At 32.2% G+C, this 14652-nt stretch carries 13 protein-coding genes; 6 read left to right on the top strand and 7 right to left on the bottom strand.

The genetic code is table 11. The annotated features are described in order from the left end of the window. Positions 1 to 120 precede the first annotated feature (120 nt). Both pyrF and ASE40_RS19615 read left to right on the top strand, forming a co-directional pair. The gene (pyrF, locus tag ASE40_RS19620) at positions 121 to 948 is read left to right on the top strand and encodes an orotidine-5'-phosphate decarboxylase (protein ID WP_057118976.1); all 828 of its coding nucleotides are present in this window, start codon (positions 121 to 123) and stop codon (positions 946 to 948) included. Between the two features lie 160 nt (positions 949 to 1108). After that, positions 1109 to 1909 (top strand): ABC transporter substrate-binding protein, encoded by an 801-nt coding sequence (locus ASE40_RS19615; RefSeq protein WP_057118974.1) that lies wholly within the window; start codon positions 1109 to 1111, stop codon positions 1907 to 1909. 665 nt (positions 1910 to 2574) lie between these two features. Here the strand turns inward: ASE40_RS19615 and purU are convergent. From purU to ASE40_RS19580, 7 genes are all read right to left on the bottom strand, one after another. Further along, entirely contained in the window at positions 2575 to 3429 is an 855-nt protein-coding gene (gene purU, locus ASE40_RS19610) for a formyltetrahydrofolate deformylase (RefSeq protein WP_057118972.1), read from the bottom strand. Between the two features lie 101 nt (positions 3430 to 3530). Beyond that, entirely contained in the window at positions 3531 to 4250 is a 720-nt protein-coding gene (locus tag ASE40_RS19605) for a DUF4197 domain-containing protein (RefSeq protein ID WP_057118970.1), read from the bottom strand. 177 nt (positions 4251 to 4427) lie between these two features. Then, a complete protein-coding gene (locus ASE40_RS19600) occupies positions 4428 to 4895 on the bottom strand; it encodes a DUF6985 domain-containing protein (protein WP_057118969.1) in 468 nt (155 codons plus the stop codon). Between the two features lie 69 nt (positions 4896 to 4964). Then, positions 4965 to 5831: a hypothetical protein gene (locus tag ASE40_RS19595; protein ID WP_057118968.1), complete on the bottom strand. Its 867-nt coding sequence runs from the start codon at positions 5829 to 5831 to the stop codon at positions 4965 to 4967. A gap of 139 nt (positions 5832 to 5970) precedes the next feature. After that, positions 5971 to 6840 (bottom strand): hypothetical protein, encoded by an 870-nt coding sequence (locus ASE40_RS19590; protein WP_128415001.1) that lies wholly within the window; start codon positions 6838 to 6840, stop codon positions 5971 to 5973. Positions 6841 to 6953: 113 nt separating this feature from the next. Further along, the gene (locus ASE40_RS19585; protein WP_057118966.1) at positions 6954 to 7295 is read right to left on the bottom strand and encodes a hypothetical protein; all 342 of its coding nucleotides are present in this window, start codon (positions 7293 to 7295) and stop codon (positions 6954 to 6956) included. Between the two features lie 193 nt (positions 7296 to 7488). Then, entirely contained in the window at positions 7489 to 9048 is a 1560-nt protein-coding gene (locus ASE40_RS19580; RefSeq protein WP_057118962.1) for a murein L,D-transpeptidase, read from the bottom strand. A gap of 292 nt (positions 9049 to 9340) precedes the next feature. On the opposite strand from ASE40_RS19580, the gene ASE40_RS19575 reads away from it, so the two are divergent. The 4 genes from ASE40_RS19575 to ASE40_RS19560 all read left to right on the top strand — a co-directional run bounded on the left by ASE40_RS19575 (position 9341) and on the right by ASE40_RS19560 (position 14519). Beyond that, positions 9341 to 12781, top strand: a complete 3441-nt coding sequence (locus ASE40_RS19575) for a methylmalonyl-CoA mutase family protein (RefSeq protein ID WP_057118960.1) — start codon at positions 9341 to 9343, stop codon at positions 12779 to 12781. 129 nt (positions 12782 to 12910) lie between these two features. Continuing rightward, a complete protein-coding gene (locus tag ASE40_RS19570; protein ID WP_057118957.1) occupies positions 12911 to 13531 on the top strand; it encodes a hypothetical protein in 621 nt (206 codons plus the stop codon). A gap of 20 nt (positions 13532 to 13551) precedes the next feature. After that, entirely contained in the window at positions 13552 to 14205 is a 654-nt protein-coding gene (locus ASE40_RS19565) for a hypothetical protein (protein WP_057118953.1), read from the top strand. Positions 14206 to 14249: 44 nt separating this feature from the next. After that, positions 14250 to 14519: a hypothetical protein gene (locus ASE40_RS19560; protein ID WP_057118952.1), complete on the top strand. Its 270-nt coding sequence runs from the start codon at positions 14250 to 14252 to the stop codon at positions 14517 to 14519. Positions 14520 to 14652: the final 133 nt, after the last annotated feature.

Genomic DNA, 14652 nt, shown 5'->3' with positions numbered 1-14652 from the left:
TTTCCAGAACTTGTTTTTTCTTACACAATTTTTGCGAGATGTTACAGGAATTCAATGTCGTAGCTAATTTGGTAAACCAATTATATTATTTGTAATTTTGCCGCACTAGCAAAATACAATATGACTACACAACAACTACACGAACAAATTCTTCAGAAAAAATCATTTTTATGCGTTGGTTTAGATCCAGACCTAGCAAAATTACCGCAGCATTTATTAGAAACAGAAGATCCTATTTTTGAATTTAATAAAGCAATAATCGATGCTACACACGATTTAACTGTTGGTTATAAGCCAAATACAGCATTTTTTGAAGCATACGGAATAAAAGGATGGATGTCTTTGCAGAAAACAATTAATTACATCAACGAAAATTATCCTGAAATATTTACGATCGCCGATGCTAAACGCGGAGATATCGGGAATACTTCGAGTATGTATGCAAAAGCTTTTTTTGAAGATTTAAATTTTGATAGTGTAACCGTTGCGCCATATATGGGAAAAGATTCTGTTGAACCTTTTTTGGCTTTCGAAAACAAGCACACTATAATGTTAGCTTTAACATCAAATGAAGGTGCTTTCGATTTTCAGACTTTAACCACAAACGGAAAAGAATTGTACAAACAAGTTTTGGAAACTTCTAAAACGTGGAAAAACAGCGAAAACTTAATGTATGTTGTAGGCGCAACAAAAGCAGAATATTTTACAGAAATTAGAAAAATTGTTCCAGACAGCTTTTTACTAGTTCCTGGAATTGGCGCTCAAGGCGGAAGTTTGTCAGAAGTTTGCAAATACGGAATGAATGATAAAATTGGTCTTTTGGTAAATTCTGCAAGAGCGATTATCTACGCTTCAAATGGAATTGACTTTGCAGAAAAGGCTAGGGAAGAAGCTTTGAAAGTACAGCAGGAAATGGAAGGGATTATTAATACAAAGTTTCAGGTTTAAGGTTTCAAGTTTATTACTTTGAACATAATTTTATCGCAAAGTCGCAACGCTTTATTTACAAAGCTTTGCGAACTTTGTGTTTTTATACAAAACCTAGTAATGTAAAACCTTTGCGTTAAAACCACGATCCAATTAACTTCAAACAAATAAAACTTGAAACATGAAACAACTTAAAGACCAGCTGGGCACTTTACATTCTTTTGAATCAGCTCCCAAGCGTATAATTTCTTTAGTTCCTTCTCAAACCGAATTATTATACGATCTAGGTTTAGAAGATAAAATTATCGGAATTACGAAGTTTTGTGTACATCCGTTTCATTTTAAGTCGACTAAAAAGATTGTTGGAGGAACAAAGAAAATTCACTTCGAGAAAATAAAGCTTTTGCAGCCTGATATTATCATTTGCAATAAAGAAGAAAACACAGAAGAAATTGTAAATCAGTTACAGGAAATTTGTCCGGTTTGGGTTACGAATATTGTTTCTATTGAAGATAACTTTCAGATGATTTCAGATTTCGGGCAATTGTTCAATTGCAGAACCGAAGCACAAAAATGGAATGATAAACTGACTTTTGCTTTAAGTGATTTTAAGAATTACATAAAAGACATCCCGTCTAAAAAAGCAGCTTATTTCATTTGGAAAAATCCATATATGGTTGCTGGAAACGATACTTATATAAATGAATTATTAAAACTGAATCATTTTACAAATATATACGAAGATAAAGGACGTTATCCAGAAATTGAATTAAAGAAGATGCGTTTAGAAGGAGATCCAGATATTGTTTTCCTTTCTTCAGAACCGTATCCTTTTAAAGAAGAGGATGCTTTTGAAATTGGGAGATTTACACATCATGCCAAGACTATTTTTGTCGACGGCGAAATGTTCTCTTGGCACGGAAGCCGATTATTTAAGGCTTTTGCTTATTTCAAATTACTACACGAAAGGTTGAAGAATTAGCTTTGCAGTTTTTTGTTGGATCGTGATTTTAACGCAAAGAACGCAAAGATTCTTTTTATGCAAGGTTTATAGAAAACATAAAGTTTACAAAGGTTTGTATTATAGCTTTGCGAACTTTGCGAAAAAACCTTTGAGCTCTTTGTGGTAAAAATTATGCTCAAATTATAAATAACCTGTAACGAAAATCTATAAAAAAAGAATGCCGGCATCTCGAAGACGCCGGCATCATTTAACTAACCAAAACCAAAATAATAAATAACCAGTTTATTACATTACAAATGTCCGACATATATCAATCTTATGCTGTTAAGGTTTTGTTATTACTTTGTTGAGCATAAGTTAAGATTTATAAAATCATTGTTTTGAGCTTTCTGCAGCATAAAATAATTTTTAATTATTTAAATATAATAACTATCAAATTTGTTTATTAATTCAGTTGGTTTTGATTTAATATAATGATAAAATATTAGAAATCAGAAAAATACATTTAAAGTAAAAATTAACAACTGCTTGTAAAAAGCTGTTTTTCAACCTGCCAAAATACATACAATGAGGTTTTTTGAGGTTGTTTTTAAAAGATGAAGAGTTATTAAAAACATAAAACCCGACAGCGTTATAAACTGTCGGGTTTTTATTTTGTTTTATTAAATCTCAGAATTTCATGCTTAAGAAAAAACTACTGTTTTATTGCTGTAAACCATTGTTTTTCTTTCTGCATGCAATTTAATTGCCCTTGCTAAAACAATTCTTTCTAGATCGCGTCCTTTCATGATAAAATCTTCTACCGAATGAATGTGAGAAACTCTCGCAATATCTTGTTCAATAATCGGACCTTCGTCTAGTTCTTCTGTAACATAGTGACTTGTTGCACCAATAATTTTTACACCGCGTTTAAATGCTGAATGATACGGTTTCGCTCCTGGAAAAGCAGGTAAAAACGAATGATGAATATTGATAATTTTATTTTCGTAAAGCGAAATCAATTTTGGAGTGACAATTTGCATGTAACGGGCCAAAACAATAAAATTGATTTCATATCTCTTTAATAGCTCAATTTGTCTTGCTTCACCTTCTTCTTTATTCTCTTTGGTAAAAGGCACATAATGAAACGGAATATCAAAACGTTCGGCAATTGACCTTAAATCATTATGATTACTAATGATAAGCGGAATTTCGACATTTAGTTCTCCAGCACTGTAACGACCTAAAATATCAAATAAACAATGATCATATTTAGAAACAAACAAAGCCATTTTAGGTTTTTGCTCCTGGCTGTACAAATCCCAAGACATATTAAATTTGACAGCGAGAGTTTTATCAAAATCTTCTTTTAAACTTTCAATAGTAATTTGCGGATTGGTAAATTCACATTCCAATCGCATAAAAAATACATTTTGCTCTACATCAACATGCTGATCAATATAGGTGATATTTCCTTCTACTTTAGCAATAAAAGTAGTCACAGAGGCGATAATATTCTTTTGATCTCCACAATGAATGAGTATTGTTATTTTTTGCATTTTGGTATTTAATTTTGGTTAGTGACAAGTTGCAAAGGTCCAAAGTTGCAAAGGCTGCTTTGTATCTTTATGCCTTTGAATCTTTGTAACTTCAGAAAAAATTATTTTCCGTCCTGCATTGCAAATACACTTTTTAATAAAGGAGTTGTTCTTGCACTTATATTATTACGGATTTCTTTTTCTTCTACAGCAATCATTTTAAAAACTCCAGATAAAGCTTGAGTTGTTGTATAGTCAGTCAAATCTGGATTTACTTTTTTAACTAATGGAATCGTGTTGTATTTGTTTATGATTTTTGTCCAAACAACATCAGCGCCTACTTTTTCGAAAGAACTTTTAATCACAGGATTAAATTTTCCATATAAAGCAGAAGTTGTACTTCCTTGCAAATAGCTTGTAGCAGCGCTGTCGTTTCCTAGTAAAATATTTTTAGCGTCTGTAAAAGACATATTTTTTACTGCCGAAACAAATATTGGCGTAGCTTCTTTCACTGCATCTTCTGCAGCACGGTTCAGCATTTTTATTCCTTCATCTGCAAGAGAGCTTAAACCTACTTTTCTTAGAGTAGCATCTACTTTTTGTAATTCTTGCGGCATTAAAATTTTTACAGCTTCATTTTTATAAAAGCCATCTACTGCAGTTAATTTACTTACTTGTAGGATAATTCCTTTGTTTAAAGCTTCTTTTAAACCCGAAGCAATGTCTACACCACCAACTCCAGGAATCTGGGATGATATTTGAGGTAATTGATTTAAGGTCTGTTGTACCTGCGCACAAGACGTAAGAGAAAATGTAACGGCTAATAATAAAATCTTTTTCATTTGTTGGGGATTATTAAGTTTCAAAAATACTACTTATTCAAAAATAAAGCCATAAAAATATTCTGAGAGGGTAAACAATTTGTTTGATAAATAACAAAGTCTAGTTTTAAGGTTTTTTTATTATTTTATAGATCGATTTTTTTGGTTTGGATTCGAAGACGTATAGAGATATTTGACTTAACAAATAATATCCTGATAACCTAATTTTTCAATTCTTTCATCTAAAAGAAGTATACCAATTCCATTTTCTTCATCCCATGTACAATCAAATGCAAGTCCAATTGATCGACATTCAAAAATTCCTGCATGAGGAATATTAATACCAACAAAAGTTATGTTTTCAATTAGTTCTTCAAGGGTTTCAATGGCTGGGTAAAAAGCATTAAACTCAAGATGATAACCAAGTTCTTTTCTTTTTTCTTGATAATAATTTAATATTGATGGTAGAATTTTATATTGTATATTTTTCCATTCGGCCATTAAAAAATTATACGACTCATATTGCTGTTTGTCAAATTCTCCAGATTCTTCTCCATTAATAGTTATTGAAATTTCAACTTCTTTATCTAAGAATTGAATCTGAGTATATTTGCACCAAATATAATTGTATTCAAGTTCTCCAAAAATTGGGTCTTTGATAGTCATTTTATAAATTGAATAAATTAAAAAAAAATCACCTTATGAATTATAAGATGATTTTATTAGTATTAAGTTTTAACGATTACTAAAAGCAATTTCTTCTAAAGCTTTTGGATTACTGATGGCTTTACTCACTTCTTGTTTTTTCATATCGTCATTATCTCCTGTTCCAGTACTTAAAGTAAGCTCTTTCGGGATTGCAGGTTTTTTATCAAAAATGGTAGAATAAAGTAAAACTGCCTGAAGAAATCCGCCATCGTTTAAAAGATGAAGTGTGTTTTCTCCAAAACGTAAATTATCTTTATTTGCAACTAAATATTTATAATCATTTTTTCCATTGTATGCATCATTAACAGCGTCACCAACTCTTAATAATCCTGCGTTTTTTGTAGCTTCTGTAATTGAAATAGCATTTTTGCGCATTTCATCATAATACTCTTTGTATTCAGATTCTGTAAAAGGTAATGGAGACATTCCTTCGTAAATATAAATGGCAACGTCAGGACTGTTTTTGCGAATTTTATCTACAATCATTTTAACATTAGCTGCATATTTATCTGGTTCTGCAAGCGCAACAGGTGTTGACTCCTGAATGATTACATAATCGTAATAATTACCATCTTTATCTCTCTTAGCAAAATTCTCTTCAGCTTCAGTTTTATGATCGTCATAAATTTTGTCAATAGAAACTCCCATTGTAACTAATTGATCAATATTCATGGGTTGATTATTGGCTTTACAAATTTCATCAAATAAAATTGGAGCGCTTACAAAATATTCTGTGTGGCTATTTCCTATAAATAATATTCGTGGAGCACCTTCGGCTTTTGGAGCTTTAGGATGTGTAATTTCTGAACTTGAATTCTCCCCCGAATTTGATTTGTTGTTGCAAGCAGAAAAAAGAATCGCAGCAACACCCAAAAATAAAATGTGTTTTTTCATTGTGAGTTTAATTAATTATGAGATTTAAAATGGCAGCAAATCTCTTTTTAATCAATCACAATTATCACCCTAATAAGTTTTTAAAATACTAGTTTAGGACAAACTTTTTTAGAGAAAATATCATCATATGAAAAGCTTTTCATCGATTACTAAAAGCAATTTCTTCTAAAGCTTTTGGATTACTGATGGCTTTATAGACTTCTTGTTTTCGCATATGATCAGTATCACTTGTTCCTGTACTAAGAATAAGTTTTTTAGGAATAATTGGTTTTTCATCGAAAATAGAACTGTATAATAAAACGGCCTGCAAAAATCCGCCATCATTTAAAAAATGCAGTGTTTCTCTTCCGAAGCGAAGACGATCCTTATTGTCTTTTAGGTATTGGTAACCACTTTTACCATTGTAAGCATCTTTAACTGCGTCACCAATTCTCAATAAACCTGCATTTTTTAAAAATGCTGCCGCTCCCATCGCATTTTTACGTAGTTCGTTATAGTAATTGTTATAGTTGGAGTCTGTGTAAGGTACTGGAGACATTGCTTGGTATACATATATAGCAGCATCTGGACTGTTTGTATGTATTTTTTCAACAATAAATTTTAAATTATTTTTATACTTCTCAGGATCGTTTAATGCAATTGGTGTTGCTTCTTGAAGCACAACATAATCGTAGTAATTTCCATCTTTGTCTATATTAGAAAAATTTTGGTTGGCTTCCGTTTTATTGGTGTAGTAAACTTTGTCAAGAGGAACACCCATTGTCACTAACTGCTGTACATTAATATGCTGCTGATTGGCATTGCATAGTTCTTGAAATAATGTTGAAGTGCTGACAAAATATTCTAATTGGCTGTTGCCCATAAATAAAATACGCGGAGGGCCAACAGCTTTAGGCGCTTTAGGTCTAGGAATAGTATGGGCTCCAATAAAACTTTCAGGTGTTTTTGAATTATTGCAGCCAGAAATTAGCATTGATATTGCAGTAAATAGAAAAAAGTATTTTTTCACTGTGATTTAATTAAAAAAAAATTTCGGCAAATCTCTTTTTAAATAAAACCACTTTTAGCCCTTATATGCTTTTAAAGTATCATTTTAAGACAATATTAAAGTGAGCGTATTTGTTAAATAGTAAACTCAGGATTGTAAACTGGATTATTTTTATTCAATTCTGCCAGAATGATTTGGGTATAATCTTTTCCTCCTTTAATTAAAAAATAAAAAGATTTAATGACATAAACTGGCCCCCACGGGAAAGCTCTCCAGCCTAAGGCTAAATTTTTAAAGAAATGTTTTAAGGCATATTTAAAAGTTTTTTCTTCTGGGCGAACAAAATAAATATTTGAGCCTTTAAATTTTTTCATCAGTTTTGAAATAGTATTAGGAAAAATCACAAATCTTCCGCCTTGCTGCACTAATACATTTATCTCAAACATTGTTAGACCTTCGATATTATTTGTTTTCATAATAATTAGTTTTAAGTATTATAAATTAGTGGTATAATTACAAGGCAAAATTCGTGAAGTTTATAGAGAGAAATTGCCTCTAAAAGCTTTAATAGTAATAACTTAAGTTTTTTTTTGGTTTCCAAAAAAGACTAAAAAAGAGAGAAACTATCAAAAAATGATAACTTCTCTCTAAAATTTAATAGAATATATATTATTGAGCTACAACAGCATTTTCGCCAGTTAACTCTTTATCTTTTTCGTAAACATCTTGAAAGAAACCAATTTCACCATTTTCATTTACTAATGAAGTAAAATAAGTAATATAAATAGGCACTTTTTTAGTCAATTTAAAACTATTTTCTGTTTTTCCAGCCATAGCTTTATCAATTTTTGCAGGTGTCCATTCTGGATAATCTTTAAGCATTGCAACTGCTAATTCTTTTGCCATTTTTACATTTATACAACCATGGCTGAAAGTTCTTTTTTCAAAATCGAATAAAGTTTTAGATGGCGTATCGTGCATGTAAATATCGTCTTGGTTTGGAAACATAAATTTCACTAACCCTAAAGAGTTATCTGGTCCTGGTTTTTGTCTCACCTGGCCATTTACCATTTCCATATTTTTTTCTGCAAGATAATTAGGATCTGCAGCAATTTTAGATTTCAATTCGTTTTGTACAATACTTTGAGGAACTGTCCAATATGGGCTGAAAACGATTCTGTCAATTTCTCCATTAAAAATGGTTGTTTTTGTCAAAGGTGCTCCAACAAACACACTCGAAGTCAATTCTACTTTTCCGTTTTTCACATAAACCAATTCAAAAGAAGGAACATTTACTAAAACATACTCATCGCTGGCTGCAATTTGAGCCGAAATTGCTCGGCATCTTTCCATGTTTAATTTCAAAGTCTCCACTCTATCAGACAGTGGAATATTCATTTCATTAATATGCTCTTCTGCAAGAATATAGTTAGGTTTAAATCCGTTACGAACTTTGTATTTCATCACAGCATCCATTAATTCACGATCGTACACGTTGCTTTTAGAATCACTTTTTAAATCTCCTAATAAATACAAACGGGTTCTAACTTGGGCGATAGTGCTCGAAACAGCATCTGGACGTAACTCTTTATAAGGTGTTTCTTCTGGAACAATTGGTTTCCATTTATTTGATCGTTCTAATCTTTTGTATTTTTTTAGAACGTCTTGTAATTTATAATATTGGTCATATTCTACTTTAACGTCTTCTGTTGTTGTTGAAGCAGTAGCTTCTTCGATAGTACTGTAGTTTAAGAAATCTTTCAACATTGCGTCGTAAGACAATTTTTTCTTATCTGCATTACTTTTTTTAGCATACACTACATATAAGGAACTTAAAAGCATATCGGCATCTGTTTTAGATAGCTTTGTTTCAGATGATCGGTCAAAAAGTTGATCAATTTCTTTTTGGTAAGGAATAACTAAATCATTTGTTTTTTTTGCTTTTTCATACAAAACAGTTCCAAATTCGTTAATATCATCTTCGTCAAACCAAATAGTTCCTAGAGTTCTGTTTTTGTACAATGACATTACATCAGATTTGTATTTTTTCAAATCAGAATATCTTTTAAAGAAGTCATTGGAAACTTTATCGTTTACATCATCATTGTTGTAAACAACCAAAGCGTTTGATGTTTTTTTATCTGAAAGAGTGTTTTTTTCAATTCTATTAAAAGAAGATATAAAGAAACTCAAACCTAAAATTACGGCGAATGAATAATATGTTTTCATTTTTTAAATTTTTACGTTATTACTTTTTATGTTAAGTTGTTTGGTAAAAATTTGGGGCTTTTCTACAATGCTAAATTACTCTAGAACGTCTTGTAACATGTTTCCTGATTTTGTTTAAATGTTGCGAAATTGCCATGTCTTTAAGCTTTCTTTAACTATATCAATTAGTTACGTAAAATGTTACCCTTTTGGATTGCGAAATCGATTTATTTTTGTTAAGATAAGCTTATAGTAGGGATCGAATATTAAAATATTTTGTAAATTGCCCTCATAAAATTATCATATTCATAAAATGGAACAACAAATACCATATATTCCTAAAAATAAAGTAAGAATTGTCACTGCTGCTTCACTTTTCGACGGACATGATGCCGCCATAAACATTATGCGTCGTATTATTCAGTCAACAGGAGTTGAAGTAATTCACCTAGGCCACGACAGAAGCGTTGAAGAAGTGGTAAATACCGCTATTCAAGAAGATGCCAATGCTATTGCGATGACTTCTTACCAAGGCGGGCATAATGAATACTTTAAATATATGTATGATCTGCTTCATGAAAAAGGAGCGGGACATATTAAGATATTTGGCGGCGGCGGCGGTGTAATTCTGCCAAGCGAAATTGCCGAATTGCATGAATATGGTATTACCAGAATTTATTCTCCAGACGACGGGCGTTCTTTAGGTTTGCAGGGAATGATTAATGACTTGGTTGAACGTTCTGATTTTCCTATCGGAGATCAATTGAACGGAGAAGTAGATCACATCGAAAATAAAGTTCCTACAGCCATCGCACGTTTGATTTCTGCTGCAGAAAATTTCCCAGAAATTGCAAAACCTGTTTTTGATAAAATTCACGAAAGCAATGCGAGTTCTAAAATTCCAGTTTTAGGAATCACAGGAACTGGTGGAGCAGGAAAATCATCTTTGGTTGATGAACTGGTTCGCCGTTTTTTAATTGATTTTCCAGAAAAAACAATCGGATTAATTTCTGTCGATCCTTCGAAGAGAAAAACAGGAGGAGCACTTTTAGGAGACAGAATTCGTATGAATGCCATCAATAATCCACGTGTTTATATGCGTTCGCTGGCGACACGTCAGTCGAATTTGGCTTTGTCTAAATATGTAGCCGAGGCGATTCAGGTTTTAAAAGCCGCAAAATACGATTTGATTATTCTGGAAACTTCAGGAATTGGTCAGTCTGATACTGAAATTATGGATCATTCTGATGTGTCCTTATATGTAATGACACCAGAGTTTGGAGCCGCAACACAATTGGAAAAAATCGACATGCTTGATTTTGCCGATTTAGTAGCTTTAAACAAATTTGATAAACGCGGCGCACTTGATGCTTTGCGCGATGTAAAAAAACAATATCAAAGAAACCATAATCTTTGGGATAAAAATCCTGATGAAATGCCGGTTTTCGGAACAATCGCTTCTCAGTTTAACGATCCCGGAATGAACACGCTTTACAAAGCGATTATGGATAAAGTGGTAGAGAAAACCGATTCTGATTTGAAATCGACTTTTGAAATCACCAAAGAAATGAGCGAGAAAATCTTCGTGATTCCGCCAGGAAGAACACGTTATTTGTCTGAAATTGCAGAGAATAACAGAAGTTATGACGAAATCGCACTTTCGCAGCAAAAAGTAGCTCAGAAATTATACGGAATTTTCAAAACCATAGAATCGGTTTCTGTAAAAGTGCCGCAAATTACAAAAGCTGGAATCGACGATTCTACAGTTTTGCCAAGCGCAGCCCAACCACATGACGAAAACAGAATCTTTTTGAATCTTTTACTGAATCAGTTTGATAAAGTAAAAATGGATTTAGATCCGTACAATTGGGAAATTATCCTGAATTGGGATGAAAAAGTAGCCAAATACAAAAATCCAGTTTATAGTTTTAAAGTCCGTGATAAAGAAATTAAGATTGCGACGCATTCTGAAAGTTTATCACATTTACAAATTCCGAAAATTGCTTTGCCTAAATATGAAGGTTGGGGCGATATTTTGCGTTGGAATTTACAGGAAAATGTTCCTGGTGAATTTCCGTTTGCTTCGGGATTATATCCGTTTAAACGTGAAGGCGAAGATCCGTCGAGAATGTTTGCGGGCGAGGGCGGACCAGAAAGAACCAATAAACGTTTTCATTATGTAAGTGCAGGAATGCCTGCAAAACGTCTTTCGACTGCTTTTGACAGCGTTACGTTATACGGAAATGATCCAGATTTACGTCCAGATATTTATGGGAAAATTGGAAATGCTGGAGTTTCAATCTGCTGTTTGGATGATGCCAAAAAACTATATTCAGGTTTCGATTTGGTTCATGCTTTGACTTCGGTAAGTATGACCATCAACGGACCAGCGCCAATGCTGTTAGGTTTCTTTATGAATGCCGCAATCGATCAGCAATGCGAATTGTACATCAAGACCAACGAATTAGAAAAAGAAGTTGAAGCCAAAATCAATAAAATATATAAGGACAAGGGAATCGAAAGACCAAAATACCAAGGCGATCTGCCAGCAGGAAACAACGGTTTAGGGTTAATGCTTTTAGGCGTTACGGGAGATCAGGTTTTACCTTTGGATGTTTATAATGAAATAAAAGCCAAAACCTTATCGCAGGTTCGCGGAACAGTTCAGGCCGATATTTTAAAAGAAGATCAGGCGCAAAACACCTGTATTTTCTCAACCGAATTTGCTTTGCGATTAATGGGAGACGTTCAGGAATATTTTATTACCAAAAACGTTCGTAATTTCTATTCGGTTTCGATTTCAGGATATCATATTGCCGAGGCGGGAGCAAATCCAATTACGCAATTGGCTTTCACGCTTTCAAATGGTTTCACTTACGTGGAATATTATTTGAGCCGAGGCATGAATATCAACGATTTTGGACCAAATTTATCGTTTTTCTTCTCCAATGGAGTAGATCCAGAATATTCGGTTATTGGTCGTGTGGCGCGTAAAATTTGGGCAAAAGCCATGAAAAACAAATACGGAGCCAACGAAAGAGCCCAAATGCTGAAATATCATATTCAGACTTCTGGACGTTCGTTACACGCGCAGGAAATTGATTTCAACGATATTAGAACGACTTTACAGGCTTTATACGCCATTTATGACAACTGTAATTCATTGCATACCAATGCTTATGATGAGGCGATTACAACGCCAACAGAAGAATCTGTACGTCGTGCGATGGCAATTCAGCTGATTATCAATAAAGAATTAGGTTTAGCGAAAAATGAAAACCCGATTCAAGGTTCGTTCGTCATCGAAGAATTAACCGATTTAGTAGAAGCTGCCGTTTTACAAGAATTCGACAGAATTACAGAAAGAGGAGGAGTTTTAGGCGCTATGGAAACGATGTACCAACGTTCTAAAATTCAGGAAGAAAGTTTGTATTACGAAACCTTAAAACACAACGGAGATTTCCCAATTGTGGGTGTAAATACTTTCTTGAGTTCAAAAGGTTCGCCAACAGTAATTCCGGCAGAAGTTATTCGTGCAACCGAAGAAGAAAAACAATATCAGATTACGATGCTGGATAACTTACATCAATTCCACGAAGCAAAAGTAAACGAGCATTTAAATACGTTACAGCAAGCCGCTATTAAAAACGAAAACTTATTCGATCATTTAATGGAAGCTACAAAGGTTTGTTCTTTAGGTCAGATTACTTCGGCGTTGTTTGAGGTTGGTGGGCAGTATAGAAGGAATATGTAATTTTTTTTAATTTTTAATGATATGGAAAATCCTCTCAAGATTTTTTTGAGAGGTTTTTTTGTTTTATAAAGAGAAAATTTAAGTTATTAATGATTTAAAGAAAAATACTATATTTAAATCAAAAAACAGATGGATATTTTAATAGTATTTATTACTGGTTTGGTTCCAACATTGATTGCGCTTTGGCTGAATGAGAGGGTGAAAGCTAGTGTGCAAAATTCTTTCAACAAGCGACTAGAAGAATTGAAAAAAGAACATTCAAAAGAACTTTCTCAATTCCAATCTGAACTTAATTATTTGAAATCAAAAGAAAGTTTTAAGTTTACTAAACTTCATGAAAAGCGATTTGAAGTGATGGCAGAAACTTATAAATATTTAACTGATGTTTTGATTAAGTTAAGACTTTATGTAGCTCCATTGAAAAGTGGCCTTAATAATGAAACGGCTGAAGAAATTAATCATAAACAATCTAGTGATTATCATGACGCTCATAATAAATTTCATGAGTATTATAGTTTTAATAAAATTTATTTCAATGATGAAATAGAAGAATTGTTAGAAAAATATTTGGCTTCTTCATTAGAGATTTCTAATCAGCATTTTCAAAAAGAGTATCTAGGTAGAGAAGGAACTTTTTATAATACTAAAGTCTACATTTCGGATGGAACTGCATATGAAAAAGTTCGAGAATTAATAGAGCCAATTCAATTTGAAATAAAAAATAAATTTCGTGAACTTTTAGGAGAATGAAACATTAAATTAATTACTAAATGAATTATCAAGATTATCTTTATCAAATAATTGGATTTATTGGAATACCTGCATTATTTACATTGTATCTAACTGAAAGAGTTAAAGCAAGTATTAAAAGTGCATTTGACAATAAGCTCGAACAAGTAAAAAAAGAAAACGCAAAAGAAGTTGAAGCAATTAAAAAAGAGCATTCAAAAGAAATTTCGCAATTCCAATCTGAGCTAAACTACATTAAATCAAAAGAGAGTTTCAAATTTACTAAATTACACGAAATTCGGCTTAAAGTTTTAGCAAAAACTCATCAACTTCTAAATGAAAATTTAGCGTTACTACAAGATTATACTTCCCCTATTAAATATACTCCGGAGGGAAAAACTTTTGAAGAGAGTGAAAAAGAATTTAGTTTAAGATATAAAGAAGCACACAATAAATTTATAAGATATTTTAATCATAATGCTATTTATTTTTCTGCAGAAATGGAAGAATTAATACTAAACTATGTTTCTAATTCATCTAAAATATTTGATACCTACGATTTAAAACTGCGCTATCCAAAAAGCGAAGCAAAAATATTGCAAGAAGCCTATATGGTTTATAAAAAAATCCCTGAGATAATTTATCCATTAAAAAAACAAATTGAATTTAAGTTTCGAGAACTTTTAGGAGAATAATTTGATCGAAAAAAAATCTTTTCAAAAGAATTATAATATTTGCTATGGACGAAATAAATAGGCTTATTAAAATATCAAAAAAAATACAATTTTTAGCATACTTTCTATTTGTATTTATTTGGGGAGAAGTTGTTTTCTATTTTACAAATTATTCTTCGCCAGGAGAATTATTTTACAAAGAATATGGTGTTAATGGCATTTCACTCTATCTGGGTGGTATTTTGATATTTGTTATTTTACTTTCAGTACAATCGAAAAGAATTAGTGATATTGCTGATCAGATAAAGAGATCTAAATTAAAAAAAGAGTGTTGAAATTAAAGCAGCATGAATATCCAGCTCATAAACCCAAAATTTTTCCTCTTCAATTTGTCATTTTGACGTAGGAGAAATCCTCTCAAGTAGCTACGTACAGAATGTCGCCAATCTTTGTGGAGTTACTTGCGAA

Origin of the sequence: Flavobacterium sp. Root935 (assembly GCF_001429295.1) — a bacterium.
In the GTDB taxonomy this organism is placed as follows: domain Bacteria; phylum Bacteroidota; class Bacteroidia; order Flavobacteriales; family Flavobacteriaceae; genus Flavobacterium.
This window is presented reverse-complemented; position numbering and strand designations above follow the sequence as displayed.